The organism is Bacteroides ilei (assembly GCF_900128495.1).
GTDB classification, from domain to species: Bacteria; Bacteroidota; Bacteroidia; order Bacteroidales; family Bacteroidaceae; genus Phocaeicola; species Phocaeicola ilei.
In genome coordinates this window covers 1,853,260-1,870,593 of sequence record NZ_LT635801.1, presented here as the reverse complement: position 1 = coordinate 1,870,593, position 17,334 = coordinate 1,853,260, and the positions used below count along the sequence as shown (strand labels likewise).

The following is a 17,334-nucleotide window of genomic DNA, read 5'->3' as shown; positions in this document are numbered from 1 at the left end:
TTATGAATAAACAAGAACTATTCGAAAATATCAAAAGAAAGAAATCCTTTCTATGTGTAGGTCTGGACACAGACATCAAGAAAATTCCTGAATTCCTACTGGAAGAAGAAGACCCTATCTTCACATTCAACAAGGCTATCATTGACGCAACAGCTCCCTTCTGTATAGCATACAAACCCAATCTGGCTTTTTATGAAAGCATGGGAGTAAAAGGATGGATTGCCTTTGAAAAGACTGTGAACTACCTGAAAGAGAATTATCCGGACCAGTTTATCATAGCCGATGCCAAACGAGGTGATATCGGCAACACATCGGCCATGTATGCCCGTACTTTTTTTGAAGAAGAAAATCTGGATGCAGTAACGGTGGCTCCATACATGGGTGAAGACAGTGTCACCCCCTTCTTGGGATATGAAGGTAAATGGGTTATCCTGTTGGCGCTTACTTCCAACAAAGGATCACACGATTTCCAACTGACGACAGATACGGAAGGCGAACGTCTGTTCGAAAAAGTCTTGAGAAAATCACAGGAGTGGGGCAATGACCAGAACATGATGTATGTAGTAGGTGCTACCCAAGGACGTATGTTTGAAGATATCCGCAAAATTGTTCCAGACCATTTCCTGCTTGTTCCGGGCATCGGTGCACAAGGAGGTTCCCTGGAAGAAGTATGTAAATATGGAATGACCAAAGAATGTGGACTGATTGTCAATTCAAGCCGTGCCATCATTTATGCCGACAAAAGTGAAAATTTTGCAGAAGTTGCCGGCAAGGAAGCGCAAAAGGTCCAACTGCAAATGGCTGAACAATTGAAAGCAATCTTATAAAACAGACAATAAATAGCTCATTTTTTACAATTGCTACTATACAATTGCAAACTCATATCAAACTGCATCTGCAATTATCTATCCAGATGCAGTTTTTTTATACCCTCAAAGTACTGTATTTGAGACAACTTTTCTATCCATGAAATAATAAATAATTGGCATTTTATACGGTTATCTAAAAAAAAAATACGTAATTTGCATAATTAAGATGTAGCATTTTTTAAATGCTTGTAAGAAAAACAGAAGAAAAACAAATAAGAAAATAAAAGCTATGGAGTTTTCAGCTAAGCAAATTGCAGAATATATCCAAGGAACAATTGTAGGAGACGAAAATGCAACGGTACATACTTTTGCAAAAATAGAAGAAGGCATACCAGGAGCATTGTCTTTCCTTTCCAATCCTAAATATACCCATTATATTTATGACACCCAGTCAACCATCGTTTTGGTTAACAAGGACTTCCATCCAGAACATGAAATCAAGGCTACGCTAATAAAAGTTGACAATGCCTATGAAAGTCTGGCCAAGCTGATGACCTTGTACGAAATGAGCAAACCCCAAAAAACAGGCATTGATCCGCTTGCTTCTGTTGCGTCCAATGCTAAAATCGGCAAAAATGTCTATATCGGACCATTTGCATGTGTTGAAGAAGGTGCAGAAATCGGAGACAATACTTACCTTCACCCCCATGTTACTGTCGGATGCAACGCCAAAGTTGGAAATGATACCATCCTCTATCCCCATGTTACCGTCTATCACGATTGCCGGATAGGAAATAACTGCATATTGCATGCAGGTTCTGTTATCGGAGCAGACGGTTTCGGCTTCGCTCCGTCTCCGGAAGGATATGAAAAGATTCCCCAAATTGGTATTACAATCATTGAAGATAATGTGGAGATCGGAGCCAATACATGCATAGACCGTGCTACAATGGGAGCTACCATCATCCATAAAGGGGTGAAACTGGATAACCTGATTCAATTGGCCCATAATGTAGAGGTCGGAAGCCACACAGTCATGGCTTCACAAGGCGGAGTGGCCGGTTCAGCAAAAATTGGTGAATGGTGTATGTTCGGCGGGCAAGTAGGTGTAGCCGGCCATATCAGGATAGGCGACCATGTAAACGTTGGTGCCCAGTCAGGAATTCCGGGAAATGTAAAACCACATACTACCCTCATGGGATATCCCGCCATCGACCCGAAACAGTTTGCACGTTCGGCTGCCATCTACAAGAAATTACCGGATATGTATGCAGAGTTGGGACGCCTGCAGAAAGAAATTGAAGAACTAAAAAAACAACTAAATAAATAAGCCCATGTTGAAACAAAAAACTTTAAAAGGCAGTTTTTCATTGAACGGCAAAGGACTTCATACCGGAGTCAAACTTACCGTAACCTTTAATCCTGCCCCTGAACACCACGGGTATAAAATCCAACGGATAGACTTGGACGACCAACCAATCATCGATGCTGTAGCAGACAACGTAATTGATACTACCCGAGGAACTGTTTTAGCGAAAAACGGGGTAAAAGTTAGTACCGTAGAACATGCAATGGCAGCTCTTTATGCCGCCGGTATTGATAACTGCCTGATTCAGGTAAACGGACCTGAATTTCCGATTCTGGACGGTAGTGCCAGACAATATGTAGAGTGTATCAAGAAAGTAGGCATAGAAGAACAGGCTGCACCGAAAGATTTCTACATCATCAAATCCAAAATTGAATTCCGTGATGATACAACTGGATCATCCATCATTGTACTTCCCGACGAAAATTTCAGTGTCAATACACTAATCTCGTATGACTCTAAAATTCTGACTAACCAGTACGCAACTCTGGAAAATATGGAGGACTTTCCTACAGAGATCGCATCTGCCCGTACATTCGTATTTGTACGTGAAATAGAGCCCCTACTGAACGCCGGACTTATTAAAGGAGGTGACTTGGATAATGCGATTGTCATTTATGAAAAGGAAATGACACAGGAAAATTATGACAAACTGGCTGACGTTATGGGAGTGCCCCACATGGATGCCAGCCATCTGGGATATATCAATCATATACCTTTAGTATGGCCTAACGAACCTGCACGCCATAAACTATTGGACATAATCGGTGATCTTGCCTTAATCGGTAAACCCATCAAAGGACGTATCATAGCAACCCGACCGGGACATACCATCAACAATAAATTTGCACGCCAAATCCGTAAGGAGATCCGTCTGCATGAAATCCAGGCACCGATATACAACTGCAATGAAGCACCGTTGATGGATGTTAACCGCATCCGGGAACTGCTTCCCCACCGCTATCCTTTCCAACTGGTAGACAAGGTAATTGCAATCGGAGCCAACTATATCGTGGGCGTTAAAAATGTAACGTCAAACGAACCCTTCTTCCAGGGACACTTTCCTCAGGAACCGGTCATGCCAGGAGTACTCCAGGTTGAAGCCATGGCCCAAGTGGGAGGATTACTGGTATTGAATTCATTGGAAGAGCCGGAACGTTTTTCCACATACTTCCTGAAAATAGACAATGTCAAATTCCGCCAGAAAGTGGTTCCGGGAGATACCCTTATATTCAGAGTAGAACTGATGGCGCCTATCCGCCGTGGAATCTCCACAATGAAAGGTTATATATTTGTAGGAGAAAAAATAGTCTGTGAAGCTGAATTCATGGCACAAATTGTAAAAAACAAATAAACAGATATGATAAGTCCATTAGCATATATAGATCCAGATGCAAAAATCGGAGAAAACGTAGAAATTGGTCCTTTTGTCTTTATCGATAAAAATGTAGTCATTGGCGACAACAATGTAATCATGCCCAATGCAAACATCATGTATGGTTCACGTATCGGTAACAACAACCGGATTTTTCCAGGAGCCATTATCGGTGCCATTCCACAAGACCTGAAATTCCGTGGAGAAGAGACTACAGCCGAAATAGGTGACAATAACAGCATACGTGAAAACGTAACAATCAATCGGGGAACTGCAGCTAAAGGAAAAACGGTAGTAGGTAGTAATAATCTTCTGATGGAAGGAGTACACGTGGCACACGACGCCCGTATCGGTAACGGATGCATCATCGGCAACTCTACAAAAATGGCTGGTGAAATCGTCATCGATGATTTCTCCATTATCAGTGCCAATGTCCTGATGCATCAGTTCTGCCACGTTGGAGGCTATGGAATGATACAAGGAGGGTGCCGCTTCAGTAAAGATATCCCTCCATATATCATAGCCGGACGTGAACCGATTGCCTATAGTGGAATAAACATTGTCGGACTACGCCGACGAGGTTTTTCAAATGAAATGATCGAGAATATCCACAACACTTACCGCATAATCTACAACAGCGGCAAGAATGTCAGCGATGCTCTTATCCAGGTCCGGGAAGAGATTCCAATGAGTCCTGAAATCGAATATATCATTTCATTCATAGAAAAATCAGAAAGAGGTATCATTCGCTAACGAAAATTTTGTACCTTTACAAGGTAAATTAATAAAAGAGAACAATGGTATACAAATTCAGAATAATATCCGATGAAGTAGATGATTTCTTAAGAGAAATCAAGATCGATTCAGATGCGTCGTTCTATGACCTTCACGAAGCGATTCTCAAATATACAGGATACAAGGATGATCAGATGACTTCATTCTTCATTTGTGATGACGACTGGGAAAAAGAAATTGAAATCACATTAGAAGACATGGGTAACGGAAGCTCGGAAGAAGATACTTTCGTCATGAAAGATACCCGTCTGAGCGAGTTGCTGGAAGACGAAAAACAAAAACTGATTTATGTTTTCGATCCTCTGGCTGAGCGTGTATTCTTCATTGAATTGTCCGAAATCATCACCGGCAAGGACTTACAGCATGCAACTTGTTCACGCAAAGAGGGTAACCCTCCCAAGCAGACCATTGATTTTGACGAACAGATGAACACCAATACTTCACTTGATCTGGACGAAAATTTTTATGGCGATCAGGAGTTTGATATGGAAGATTTTGATCCGGAAGGCTTTGACATGGAAGGCGGAGGAAATCCGTACGATGAAGACAAATACTAATTTTACTATATAACTTTTCAAATTTGACCAAAGCGGAGGATCTCACTACCTGAAAGGTACTGAAATTCTTCGCTTTGCCTTTTCATCAAGCCATTAAATGCTAAACATAGACACATACATGCATAAACCTACATTATTGGTAATAATAGGACCGACGGGCATCGGCAAAACCGACTTGAGCCTGGATCTTGCGGAAAAATATCATACATGTATCATTTCTGCCGACTCCAGACAATTGTATGCCGACTTGAAAATCGGAACAGCTTCCCCTACTTCGGAACAACTGGCCAGGGTTACCCATTATTTCGTAGGGACATTGAAACTGACTGATTACTATAGTGCTGCACAATATGAAGCCGAAGCCATAAAAAAACTGGAAGAACTTTTCCAGAAGCATTCTATAGTCGTCCTTACAGGAGGTTCCATGATGTATGTAGATGCGGTATGTAAAGGCATAGACGATATCCCTACCGTTGATAAGGAAACAAGACAATATCTGATGGAACGGTATGAAAAAGAAGGCCTTGAACCACTTTGTGCCGAATTAAAGTTACGCGATCCGGAATACTACAGTATTGCCGATATCAGAAATCCCAAAAGAGTCATCCATGCATTGGAAATCTGCTATATGACCGGAAAAACATATACCTCATTCCGCACACGGACCAAAAAAGAACGTCCTTTTCATATTATCAAGATAGGATTACAACGCGACCGCGAAGAGTTATATAAACGCATCAACCAGAGAGTAGACCTGATGATAGAGGAAGGCTTGCTGGAAGAAGCCCGGAAAGTATATCCATATAGAAATCTGAACTCCCTCAATACAGTAGGCTACAAAGAATTATTCAAATATTTTGATGGAGAATGGGATCTTCCTTACGCCATAGAAAAGATCAAGCAGAATTCACGTATCTATTCACGTAAACAAGTTACCTGGTTCAAACGGGATGCAGATATTACATGGTTCCATCCGGACCAGAAAAAAGAAATTCTGCAATTTATAAATGAAGAATTAAAAAGGCTGAACAATCAAATATAAATACAATTATCTAATTTTTTTATTATGAAAATTCAAATGTTAATGGTAAGCGCACTTTTAAGCTCCAGCATTGCTGTCTTTGCGCAGACGGGAGGCCAAGAAAGAGTCAACCCTTTCTTGACCGAGTTCAATACACCGTACGGTGTTCCTCCCTTTGATCAGATTACAATTCAGGATTATCGTGAAGCGTACCTGAAAGGGATGGAAGAACAGAAAAAGGAAATAGATGCAATCGTCAACCAACGTTCTGTTCCAGATTTTGAAAACACCATAGAAGCTTACGACCGTAGCGGACAACTCCTCAAAAGAGTATCCATCGTATTCGGCGGACAGAACAGCTGCAATACCAACGCTGAAATGCAAGCCTTAAGTAAAGAAATGGCTCCTCTGTTATCGGCGCACCGGGATGATATCTCAATGAATCCCCGACTGTTTGCCCGCATCAAAGAGGTCTACGACAATCGGGATAAATTCAACCTCAACAAAGAACAGAGCAAACTTCTGGAAGAAACCTATAAAAGTTTCGAGCGTAACGGAGCTAACCTGAACGAAGCAGATCAGAAGAAACTTCGTGAACTAAACCAGAAGATTTCTATGCTACAGATTACTTTCGGACAGAATATGCTGAAAGAAACCAACGCATTTAAACTGGTAATAGAAGACAAGAAGGATCTGAGCGGACTTCCTGATAATCTGATTGCCGCTGCTGCCGAAACCGCCAAAAATCTAGGTATGGAAGGTAAATGGGTATTCACTCTCCAAAACCCGAGCGTTATGCCGTTCTTGCAGTATGCCGACAACAGAGCTTTGCGTGAACGCATCTTCAAAGCCTACATCAACCGTGGTAACAACAATAATGAACAAGACAACAAAGCTCTTATCCGTGATCTGCTGACAGCCCGCCTGGAAAAGGCCAAACTCATGGGATACAAGGATTATGCGTCACTGGTATTGGATACCCGTATGGCCAAAAATGAAGAAAACGTATATAACCTGCTCGACCAATTATGGGAACCGGCCATCGAGAAAGCCAAAGAAGAACTGGCCGATATCAAGGCTGAAATCAAAAAAGAAGGAGAGAACTTTGAACCGGAAGGTTGGGACTGGAGATATTACTTTGAAAAAGCCAAGAAGGCCAAATTCAATATCGATGAAAACGAAATACGTCCTTACCTGGAACTGAACAATGTACGTGATGGCGCATTCTATATGGCCAAACGCCTGTACGGCATAACTTTCCGCAAACTGGAATACATGCCTTTACCACATCCGGAAGCCCAGGCATTCGAATGTATCGACAAAGACGGAACATCTCTAGGCATCATTTATTTTGACTTCTTCCCTCGTGAAAGCAAACGGGGCGGTGCATGGTGTGGAAGTTACCGCCCACAATCATACGACAAGAACGGCAATAAGGTACTTCCCATTGTAACCATCGTATGTAATTTCACAAAGCCTGCAGCTGGAGAACCAGCCTTGCTGAGCCCTGACGAAGCAACTACTCTTTTCCATGAATTCGGCCACGGCCTGCATGGACTTTTCAAAAATGTACATTATTCAGGAGTTTCCGGAGTACCAAGAGATTTTGTTGAATTGCCGTCACAAATCAACGAACATTGGACATTCGAACCGGAAATGTTGAAAGTTTATGCCAAACACTACAAGACTGGAGAAGTGATTCCGCAGGAACTCATTGAAAAACTCGACAAGAGCGGTAAATATGGCCAAGGTTTCGCCACTGTAGAATACCTGGCTGCATCCTTGCTGGATATGGATTTCCATACATTGAAATCTATCCCTAAGAATTTGAATGTCATGGATTTTGAAAACAAGGTATTAGGCAAACGTGGAATTCTGAAACAGATACCTTCCCGTTATCGTTCTACCTATTTCAACCATACCATGGGAGGCGGATATACGGCCGGATATTATTCATATATCTGGGCTGAGGTATTGGATTGCGACGCTTTCGGAGCATATACAGAAAGTGGAGACATCTTCAATCAGGATATAGCCGATAAATTCCGGAAATACATCCTTACCCCTGGAGGAATCGATGATGCAATGGATATGTATATAAATTTCAGAGGCAAGAATCCGGATATCAAATGGCTCTTGAAGAAAAGAGGACTTGATCAAACCCCGGCCATAGAAGAAAAGAAAGGAGGAAAATAAATTTTCCTCCTCCCTGCTCCGGTGTCTTTGCCATACTAACTACAAAGATACCGGGAAATAAAAAGCCCGTCATTGGTTATTCATTTCAACCAATGACGGGCTTTCTTTTAAGAAAAATCCGGTTCTGTATCAGAAACCATCCAAAGGAATGTAAATGGTAGGAACCAACAATAACATTCCAAGAATGACGAAGAAAAGCAAAATCTTCCAGAACCATTTTATCCATATTTCATAAGGAATACGGGCAAGTCCCAAAGCTCCCATCAAGACTCCCGACGTAGGAGTAATCATATTGGTAAAACCGTCACCGAACTGGAAAGCCAGGACCGTAGCCTGCCGCGAAATTCCTATAACGTCCGAAAATGGAGCCATAATAGGCATAGTCAAAGCAGCCTTGGCAGATCCTGAAGGTATTATGATATTTATGGCAGTCTGTATCAGATACATGACTCCCAACGCTATCACCCTACTTGTTTCTCCCATCAATGTAGCCAAAGCATGAAGAATGGGATCAATGATATGTCCGTTCTGCAAAATCTGGATGATTCCACCGGCCAATCCCACAACTAACGCAGCCGAAAGCATATCTTTGGCACCGATCAGAAACTGTTCGATAATCTGATCTGAAGTATTGGCATTGGCAAAACCCGACAAGATACCCATCGCTAAAAATATAGCGGATATTTCGGTAAGATACCATCCGTATCCCATGACACCAATTACAAGAAATACAATGGTATACCCCAACAGGTTCAATATAAAGAATTGGTTCGACTTCCTCAGCCCCCAGTAGCCTGTCAATGCAAACAGAATAGAAAATGCCGGAACAGCCGAAAAGCGTACGGATTTTTCCCCAACATCAAAAACAGAGACCGGATAATTGACCGAAAAACAAGCCAATGCAACCAATATCAGGACATATACAATCCATGCCGACCGTGTGGTTTTCCCCTGAAGGTCGAGTTCTATATCCTCCCGATTTTTTTCCCTCCAGTGCTGGTCCAGTTCATACATGAGTGAAGACTTCGGATTCTTCTTTACCTTTGCAGCATAACGTAGTACAAAGACTATCAGTATGGAGGTCAACAGAGCCCAACAGAAAATACGGTATCCGAAACCTGAAAATAAAGGTAAATCGGACAAGCCTTGAGCAATACCGATTGTAAACGGATTCAATATGGCCCCGGAGAATCCGACATGTGCGGCAACATACACCATGCATAATCCTGTGATGGAATCATACCCCATAGATATGGCAAGAGGAACTATTATCACGACAAAGGCTAATGTCTCCTCACTCATTCCAAAAATGGCCCCAAACAGACTGAACAAGATAATTATGCAAGTAATTACTACATTATTCACCCCCAAGAACCGGAACAAGGCATATTTTTCCAATGTTAAGCACTGCCTCAGAAAAGACATGATTCCGATATCAATAGCCCTGCTGCTATTCATAATCTGAAAGGCCCCACCTAAAATCAGGAGAAATGCAATGATTCCTGCCTGAGCTTCAAATCCATCCAGCAAAACTCCAAAGACCTCCCAACTTTGTGAAGAAGAATCGACTGCATGAAAAGAGTTGTCTACGATAACAGTACGCTCAGTGCCGTTTACCATTTTGGTTTCACGGGTATATTCACCTGCAGGAATAATCCAGGAAAGGACCGCACATATCAGAATAACAACAGAAATGATGGTATAAGTATGCGGCAATTTAGCTAATTTCATGCTTCACTATTTTAAAAGATAAGAATCTCCTGCAGTCAGTATCCGGATATTCAAAGAATCGGTTTTCAGATATCCGTCGGAAGTAACTTTAACTGAAGCCTTGGGTTCAAAGACCATAACCTGACTTTTACCTGCCACTTTAAACGAATGATCAGGATTAACGATGATTGCAGTAGACTCATCAATTCCAATTCCCTTCAGGTCCGGATGTTGAAGTACAAGGCTGATCAGCCGGTTTTCCCTTTTCCTGATTATGAAATGCTGGTCAATAATGGCATTGTCGACAAACCCAAATCCTTCCGCTGTCTGTACGGTACCTTTCCGGATAAACGAAAAGTCACCGCTTTTCCTTTCAGGTACATCCTTTTCTTCACCTGTCAACATGATTTTACTCATGACGGCAGCTCCGGCACTGGTTCCACCGATGACTCCACCATTCCGATATATGTCTTTAATCTTCTCAAGGAACTTGGTATGCAACAACATACCCGTCAATCTGTTTTGGTCACCTCCAGAAAAAAAGACTGCAGTAACACCATCCAGTTTATCCAAAGATTGCTTCGAATCTATATCCTCTTTAGCTATTGTAACATATTCAACCGAAGTACAGCCCAAACGTTTAAATTCCTGCTGCTGATACTGTCCGGTATCATTTATATCACCACTGGCATAAGGAACAATCAATATTTTGGCATCCTTACCACCTCCCAATTCTACAAATTGTGTCATCAAAGAATCAGGACGATCTCCTCCTCCAATAATAAACAAATGGCCTTTGACCTCATCTCCAGCCCAACAACCACTGTAACACAATAACAATGTAAATAGAAGTATAACTATTTTCTTCATAACCTTATCATTTTAATTCATTATCCATCAAATCTCTGTCATTAATTTCAAAGCCATCCAAGCTGCTGTTTGAAGGTCTTTATATAAAATAAACTCCTCGGTACTGTGGGGATTCTGTGCCCCTACGCCCAAATTAATGGTAGGAACACCCTTCGCATTCATACTGTTGGCATCACTACCTCCCATTGATTTGACTCCTTCAATTTTCAGATTCAATGCATCACATAGTCTCATCATCTTCTTATAAGGAAGCTGTTCGGTAGATACACGATACGGCTTGAAGTCCCAATTCCAGGAACATTCAACACTTCCTCCCTTTTCCGTTGCCGCTTTCTCAAAATCTGCAATGACCCGATGCATAAGTTCTTCACCTTCATCCAATATATCCGAACGGATTTCTCCTTCAAGCTCCACCACGTCGGGTACAACGTTAGTCGCTATACCTCCCTTGATAATACCAATATTAGCCGTTGTTGAAGCATTGATACGCCCAAAAGGAAAAGTTCTCATCCCTTCACCTGCTAATTGGATTGCATTGATACCCTTTTCAGGAGCGACTCCGGCATGCGAGCTCTTGCCTTTAACCTTAAATTTAAAAGCAATAGCACCACATGTTTCAGAAACAAAGGAACCCGGCGACAGATGCGAATCAAAAACAAATCCATGAGTAATTTGAGAATCCGGCTGGAAAAAATGAGACCCGGCTAAAGTACTCTCTTCACAGACTGTAAACAAAATCGTAAATGGTTTCAGAACCATCGAATGATCAACTGCATATTTCAATGCCCACAAGATGGCAGAAATCCCCCCACGGTCATCAACGCCCAATATGGTTGTATGATCGGATGTTATCCTATCTTCCTGCAACAGCGGATTGACACCTTTAGTGGAACGAGGAGTATCCATATGCGACATCAACAGAAAATCTCCGCCACCATGAACCGGAATAACCACATTCCCCGTATTCCCTCCAGACAAAGCCGCAGCGTCATCAATATGAGGTTCAAATCCTAAATTCCTCACAAAGTCACAGATATAGTCGGCTACCGGTTTTTCAGAACCGGATACGGCGTCAATCTTCACTAATGAAAGAAATAAATTTATCAAACTTGAATCTATCATAGTCCATTCCACACATTAATATCCGTAAACAACTACATTTCTTAATATCAAAGACTCCATATCTGTACAATCACCGTGAACAAAACCGATATAGAAACTCTTTCCTTTATAAGCAGACAAATCAATCTGTTCAAGCTGGAATGTTTTCTTATGATAAGCTTCCGTCAATTCTGTATAATCACGTAAAACTACAGCATCATTGCAATTTTCCAATGTCAAAGGAGTTTCAGATAAAACTACTTTATACTTTTCCTGATAAGCATTAGTGGCAGAAGCTGCCAGTTCAAAAGTCAAAACAGGATCTGAAACATCGTCAGGCAAAGTTATCAACGGAGTTATCAAATAATTCTCCGGGCTGACCGGACTTTCCGTATCATAATCATATGAATCGGAAATGACCATACCCCAACTTTCATAAAAATACCAACCTAATCCGTCACCGTCTTTATCCAACAAACTCCATGATTCCGGAATTCCTTCATCCAATGGTTCGTCAAAATAATAGGTCTTCTCTGCTGTTAACTTTAAATTCAATATGGAAGTCGGCTTATTAGCCCTGGCATTTTCAGAATCTTCCAAAACAATAAAAGCCGAATGACCGTTCCTCTTCAATATATTCACTGGAATATAACCGAACATCTCCCCTTCTGGAATGGTTATTACACCCGTATGAGTATCTTCATCATAATTAACAGGAGTAGTACTGCTTTCAAAAGTATAATCTACACCATATTGTGCCGTATTCTCATATATATCATACTGATCTTCTGCCAATTCCGGTTTTTCCACCGTATATTCTGCCGAACTTCTTACATAATATAGCTGGTCAACAACCCTAAACTTCACAGAAACAGAAAAGCCAGCCGGTTTCACTAACTGGACACAGATTTTATCTTCACCTTTTTTATCTGCTTCCTTCACGAAGATATTGGATGAAATAGTCTGTCCACATTCTACCGGACTATATTCATAATATAAAGGTCCTTGATAAGTACGGTCCTCCAATTCACATGAACCCATAAACAGAACAGTCAACAGAAGACCTATTATATACAACTTATTTTTATTCTTATTCATAAATCTATCTCTTTAATTAATATCCCGGGTTATTCACAAGATTCTTATTTGCATCCATCTGTGTTTCTGAGATTCGTGCTACAACTCTAAAATCGGTATAAGGAACAAGAGTGCGTCCTGCAGGTTTTGTGATATCTTGTCCACGACGTTTCAAGTCAAAGAAACGATGCCCTTCCTGAGCCAATTCCAAACGGCGTTGCAACAAAACTTCATTAAGCAGATCCTCACCGGAAAGAGTTACCGGATCCAATCCACGCTTTGTCCGAAGTTCATTTACATCAGCCAAAGCTGAATTGTCATTACCCAATTCCGATTCTGCCTCTGCACGATTCAACAAGACCTCAGACATTCGGATTATTGGAACATTATCCAATCCAAAAGCCCCCTGCCATCCACTGAATTTGGTAGTCCACCATACTTTCGAACCGTTTATCTTCGCCTTACGTAAGATTTTAAAACGTACATCCTTTTCCTGATCAAAAAGAGCTACCAGTTCTTCCGCTACACAAAGGTCGGCATCACCTACTCCTTTTCCTATATCATATCCTTCATCGTCTACTTCAGAAGGAGCCATACCATTGACAGACTGCAAGGAACTTGAACCTAAATTTTCGGAATTGGTAAATACGAGATAGAATAAATTTTCTTCACCTTTGGAGAAGATATCAGTATACGTTCCATCATAAACACCGAAAGGAGCATTCTTCATGACATAATCTGCAGCTTCTACACATTCATTCCATTTGCTTTCATACAAGAAGACACGTGACAGAATCGCTTTTGCAGCCAAGCTGCTCATTCTCTTAGGCATCAGCCCTTCATCGTTTCCGGAAAGCAGTTCAAATCCATTGTTCAAATCGGTCTCGATCTGCTCCCAGACCTGATCTACAGTTGCACGTTTCGGATAAACATCCTCATCCATCGGTCCCCCATCATAAAAGAAAGCTTTCAATATCAAAGGGACACACAAATCAAATCCATCCACCAGATGCTTCGGCTCACGACCATACACTCTTGCCAGATTAAAATAAGTCAATCCTCTCAAAGCATAAGATTCACCCAATATAGCCTTGGCCTTAGAAGTTTCAGGCAACTTTTCAGCGTATTCAATCACCTCATTAAGAAGCGCTATAATTTCATAAGATTCAACCCAGATGTCCAGATGAGAACCGATTCGGTTATCTTCCTGTCCTTTATATCTGGATGCCATAGGCGAAAGACGTGAATTATCGGCCAACACCTCCGGAACAGTCAAGATGTCACGTCCGTAGAATTCAGGTTCCTGCATCAAATCATAAACACCTAACAGCATTGATTCACAACCGGATTCTGTCTGAATCTGACTTTGTGACAACAATGTCTTCGATTTCGTATCCAACATATCATCGCATCCTGAACATAAAAACAGGCTGCATAATCCTAAAATATATAATTTAGTTTTCATTTTTACAATCTTTTAAAAATCAAGCTTTAAACCAGCCGTATAACTACGGGCCTGAGGATATGCTCCCACATCACTACCGGTAAATTCAGGATCATGTCCCGGATAAGTCGTTGAGGTCCATAAATTATAGGCACTTACATAAAGCTGTAAATTGGACAGGCCCATTTTCTTGACCCACTGTGCCGGGAAATTATAACTTAAACTTATATTCTTCAACTTAATGTAGTCGGTCTTTTCATAACAGAATGTAGAATATTCCGACATCTGCCGTGGATTGGCAGGATAGTATCCCTGATAAGATGGCTTGGGAACCCAGGTAACATCACCCGGTTTATTCCAATGCTTATAATACATATCGCTCAACAGGTTCGTATCACCCTCATAAGCTGTAAGCACCAGTTTATCGCTCCATAAACTTACGGCTCCTCTTTGGAACTGGAAAAATACAGAGAGCGTAAAACCTTTCCATGTTATATCATTCGTGAATCCTCCATAAAATGTAGGTTCTGCAGGTCTGGTCCACACACGGTCCTCATCTTTAGGAACATAAGTAATATAACCATCCTTATCATAATACATGGGTCTACCGTCTGCGGCATTCACACCGGCCCACCGATAAGTAAGCACTGAAGATATCGGTTCACCGACCTTATAATCACCTAAAACTTCCAACCCGTCTTGAAGTTCAGTAATTTCATTTTTGGTGAATGACATATTCAAAGAAGAACGCCATTCAAAATCTTTCAATCTGACATTTACTGTATTCAACAAAATATCTACACCTTTATTCCGTACACCTCCCATATTTGAAGGAATTACAGTAAATCCGGTTGTAGCAGGGATAGTCCGGTTATAAAGCAGGTCTTTTGTATCATTCAAATAGAAATCCGTTTCCAATGAAATTCTATCCTGAAAAAGTCCTAAAGTCAATCCCACATTCCGTGAATGATTCTTTTCCCATGTCAAATAAGGATTACCGATGTAAGATGGAATAATGGCCGAAGAATTGTCATAGGCTCCACTACTTGAATACCAACGGCGGGCTGTATAATCACCTATTTCAGAATTACCTGTCACACCATAACTTGCACGTAACTTCAAGTCACTCATCCAAGATCTGACAGAAGTCATAAACGGCTCCTCAATGATTCTCCATGCAGCAGAAAAAGAAGGGAATACTCCCCATCGGTTATTTTCACCAAAACGGGAAGAACCGTCCCGACGGATAGTTCCGGTAAAAATATAACGGTCTTTCAACGTATAATTGACACGGGCAAACAAACTGGCCATTTTCCATTCGGAAAAACTTCCGGTAACTTCTTTAGCTACGGCAGTTGTACCCAGTAAGTGCAATGACGGATCAGAAACCCCTGTCCCTGTGGCACCGTGCGAAGTATACTGCTGATGACGGTATGAAAAACCTGCTACAGCCGACAAACGGTGAATTTCATTGAAGACGTTGGAATATGACGCAACCTGTTCGGTCTGAAAATTCACAATCCGTCCTGTTACACTTGTTACTGAGCCGTTTTCCTTGGATCCCTCACGGGTACGCGGGTCTATGAAATTATGTTCATCAATGGTTGTCAAGTCCGCATTGTAACTTGACTTGAAAGTCAGCCCTTTCAAAATCTTAAAGTCCAACGAGTTAGCGGTTATCAACTTTTCAGTACGCCCGCTGTATTCATTCAACATCAGCATCTGCAATGAATTGTGCTGATAGTATCCATAGGGTAAGTTCTGTACAAAATTACCGTTTTCGTCGTACGGAGAATTGGCAGGATGAACCAGAATGGCTACACGGCTCGGATTGGAAGCACGTACTCCACTATATTGGTTCTGATCCATGACACTGTAATTATTATTAGTCGTAATACTTAACCACGGTGTCAGTTCCTGTGTCAGATTCGCACGGAATGCTCCACGCTTAAAACCTGTTTCCTTTACAATACCATCAGTCTTGTTATACGCTGCAGACAAATAATATTTTGTTTTTTCAGTACCACCATTGGCACTCACCTGCATATCCGAAGTATATGCTGTCCGATAAATTACATCGTACCAATTGGTCGTAACAGCTTTCGAATAACCATCATCACCCCAGCCGAAGCCTTGATACTGTTCCAATCTGGCCAAATATTCAGAACTGTTCTCACCATAACGGTTCTTCATTGACAACAGATCAAGTTCTGCCACCTGTGACGCATTCAACAAATCAAGCTTATGACTGATTTGCTGCATACCCCCAGACAGATTTACAGATATTTTCGGTTTACCTTCATGACCTCTCTTGGTTGTAATGATCACGACTCCATTGGCAGCCTGAGCACCATAGATAGAGGCAGAAGCACCGTCCTTCAAAATATCAATAGATTCTATTTCATCCGGATTCAATGTAGACAATACATCCGTACTCTTTACAATACCAGTTGACTGGTCACCTGTTACAATTTGAACTCCATCAACTATATACAAAGGCGACGTTCCGCCGCTAAAAGTACTGCGTCCACGGATATTGACAGAAAAGCCTCCACCAGGTGCACCGTTTGCTGTTGTAATCTGAACTCCCGAAACCTTTCCCTGCAATGCTTTCTGTAAACTTTCAACAGAGGTTTTTGTCAGTTCCTCACCACTTATATTGGATACGGCCCCCGCTACGTTCTTCTTTTTCTCTGTACCATAACCTATCACCACCACATCCGACAACGTATTGACATCTTCCTCCATTACAACCTTCAGCGGAGAATTCACATGAGCAAAAACCTCCTGCGTCTCCATACCGATGTAACTGATTCGCAATTTTACTCTTTTAACATTATCAGAAAAAGATAATGAAAACTTACCGTTTTCATCTGTAATGGTCCCACCTGTCTGACCAATCCGTTGAACTGTAGCCCCAATAATAGGCTCTCCATTCACATCGAGAACAACTCCCTCTACATTTTGTCTTTGATTTACTTCCATGTTCAATGTAGCCCCATATACACTGGCA

Annotated in this window: 13 protein-coding genes; 7 read left to right on the top strand and 6 right to left on the bottom strand. The window is 41.5% G+C overall.

Going from position 1 to position 17,334, the window contains the following annotated elements; translation table 11 throughout:
- Positions 1 to 2: 2 nt before the first annotated feature.
- The 7 genes from pyrF to BQ7489_RS08005 all read left to right on the top strand — a co-directional run bounded on the left by pyrF (position 3) and on the right by BQ7489_RS08005 (position 8,119).
- Positions 3 to 827: an orotidine-5'-phosphate decarboxylase gene (pyrF, locus tag BQ7489_RS08035; RefSeq protein ID WP_072530602.1), complete on the top strand. Its 825-nt coding sequence runs from the start codon at positions 3 to 5 to the stop codon at positions 825 to 827.
- A gap of 271 nt (positions 828 to 1,098) precedes the next feature.
- Positions 1,099 to 2,139, top strand: a complete 1,041-nt coding sequence (gene lpxD / locus BQ7489_RS08030) for a UDP-3-O-(3-hydroxymyristoyl)glucosamine N-acyltransferase (protein ID WP_072530601.1) — start codon at positions 1,099 to 1,101, stop codon at positions 2,137 to 2,139.
- 4 nt (positions 2,140 to 2,143) lie between these two features.
- Complete coding sequence (locus tag BQ7489_RS08025) at positions 2,144 to 3,529, top strand: bifunctional UDP-3-O-[3-hydroxymyristoyl] N-acetylglucosamine deacetylase/3-hydroxyacyl-ACP dehydratase (protein ID WP_072530600.1); 1,386 nt, start codon at positions 2,144 to 2,146, stop codon at positions 3,527 to 3,529.
- 6 nt (positions 3,530 to 3,535) lie between these two features.
- The gene (lpxA, locus tag BQ7489_RS08020; protein ID WP_072530599.1) at positions 3,536 to 4,303 is read left to right on the top strand and encodes an acyl-ACP--UDP-N-acetylglucosamine O-acyltransferase; all 768 of its coding nucleotides are present in this window, start codon (positions 3,536 to 3,538) and stop codon (positions 4,301 to 4,303) included.
- A 44-nt stretch (positions 4,304 to 4,347) separates the two neighbouring features.
- Complete coding sequence (locus tag BQ7489_RS08015) at positions 4,348 to 4,902, top strand: IS1096 element passenger TnpR family protein (protein ID WP_072530598.1); 555 nt, start codon at positions 4,348 to 4,350, stop codon at positions 4,900 to 4,902.
- A gap of 118 nt (positions 4,903 to 5,020) precedes the next feature.
- On the top strand, positions 5,021 to 5,944 hold the full coding sequence (gene miaA / locus BQ7489_RS08010) for a tRNA (adenosine(37)-N6)-dimethylallyltransferase MiaA (RefSeq protein ID WP_072530597.1): 924 nt from the start codon (positions 5,021 to 5,023) through the stop codon (positions 5,942 to 5,944).
- 42 nt (positions 5,945 to 5,986) lie between these two features.
- Entirely contained in the window at positions 5,987 to 8,119 is a 2,133-nt protein-coding gene (locus tag BQ7489_RS08005) for a M3 family metallopeptidase (protein ID WP_072530596.1), read from the top strand.
- A gap of 129 nt (positions 8,120 to 8,248) precedes the next feature.
- Here BQ7489_RS08005 and BQ7489_RS08000 read toward each other — a convergent pair whose 3' ends face one another.
- From BQ7489_RS08000 to BQ7489_RS07975, 6 genes are read right to left on the bottom strand one after another with little or no spacing between them, the layout of a single operon-like run.
- Positions 8,249 to 9,850: a YfcC family protein gene (locus BQ7489_RS08000; RefSeq protein WP_072530595.1), complete on the bottom strand. Its 1,602-nt coding sequence runs from the start codon at positions 9,848 to 9,850 to the stop codon at positions 8,249 to 8,251.
- 6 nt (positions 9,851 to 9,856) lie between these two features.
- Entirely contained in the window at positions 9,857 to 10,699 is an 843-nt protein-coding gene (locus tag BQ7489_RS07995; RefSeq protein ID WP_072530594.1) for a cyanophycinase, read from the bottom strand.
- 27 nt (positions 10,700 to 10,726) lie between these two features.
- On the bottom strand, positions 10,727 to 11,821 hold the full coding sequence (locus tag BQ7489_RS07990; RefSeq protein ID WP_072530593.1) for a M20/M25/M40 family metallo-hydrolase: 1,095 nt from the start codon (positions 11,819 to 11,821) through the stop codon (positions 10,727 to 10,729).
- A gap of 15 nt (positions 11,822 to 11,836) precedes the next feature.
- Entirely contained in the window at positions 11,837 to 12,898 is a 1,062-nt protein-coding gene (locus BQ7489_RS07985; RefSeq protein WP_072530592.1) for a choice-of-anchor J domain-containing protein, read from the bottom strand.
- A 16-nt stretch (positions 12,899 to 12,914) separates the two neighbouring features.
- A complete protein-coding gene (locus tag BQ7489_RS07980; RefSeq protein ID WP_072530591.1) occupies positions 12,915 to 14,342 on the bottom strand; it encodes a RagB/SusD family nutrient uptake outer membrane protein in 1,428 nt (475 codons plus the stop codon).
- A 12-nt stretch (positions 14,343 to 14,354) separates the two neighbouring features.
- Positions 14,355 to 17,306 (bottom strand): SusC/RagA family TonB-linked outer membrane protein, encoded by a 2,952-nt coding sequence (locus BQ7489_RS07975; protein ID WP_162617785.1) that lies wholly within the window; start codon positions 17,304 to 17,306, stop codon positions 14,355 to 14,357.
- Positions 17,307 to 17,334 lie beyond the last annotated feature (28 nt).

Bases quoted from the DNA above. Each gene is read 5' to 3' on its own strand.
- pyrF (WP_072530602.1), top strand. From the start codon at position 3: ATGAATAAACAAGAACTATTCGAAAATATCAAAAGAAAGAAATCCTTT.
- lpxD (WP_072530601.1), top strand. From the start codon at position 1,099: ATGGAGTTTTCAGCTAAGCAAATTGCAGAATATATCCAAGGAACAATT.
- BQ7489_RS08025 (WP_072530600.1), top strand. From the start codon at position 2,144: ATGTTGAAACAAAAAACTTTAAAAGGCAGTTTTTCATTGAACGGCAAA.
- lpxA (WP_072530599.1), top strand. From the start codon at position 3,536: ATGATAAGTCCATTAGCATATATAGATCCAGATGCAAAAATCGGAGAA.
- BQ7489_RS08015 (WP_072530598.1), top strand. From the start codon at position 4,348: ATGGTATACAAATTCAGAATAATATCCGATGAAGTAGATGATTTCTTA.
- miaA (WP_072530597.1), top strand. From the start codon at position 5,021: ATGCATAAACCTACATTATTGGTAATAATAGGACCGACGGGCATCGGC.
- BQ7489_RS08005 (WP_072530596.1), top strand. From the start codon at position 5,987: ATGGTAAGCGCACTTTTAAGCTCCAGCATTGCTGTCTTTGCGCAGACG.
- BQ7489_RS08000 (WP_072530595.1), bottom strand. From the start codon at position 9,850: ATGAAATTAGCTAAATTGCCGCATACTTATACCATCATTTCTGTTGTT.
- BQ7489_RS07995 (WP_072530594.1), bottom strand. From the start codon at position 10,699: ATGAAGAAAATAGTTATACTTCTATTTACATTGTTATTGTGTTACAGT.
- BQ7489_RS07990 (WP_072530593.1), bottom strand. From the start codon at position 11,821: ATGATAGATTCAAGTTTGATAAATTTATTTCTTTCATTAGTGAAGATT.
- BQ7489_RS07985 (WP_072530592.1), bottom strand. From the start codon at position 12,898: ATGAATAAGAATAAAAATAAGTTGTATATAATAGGTCTTCTGTTGACT.
- BQ7489_RS07980 (WP_072530591.1), bottom strand. From the start codon at position 14,342: ATGAAAACTAAATTATATATTTTAGGATTATGCAGCCTGTTTTTATGT.
- BQ7489_RS07975 (WP_162617785.1), bottom strand. From the start codon at position 17,306: ATGGAAGTAAATCAAAGACAAAATGTAGAGGGAGTTGTTCTCGATGTG.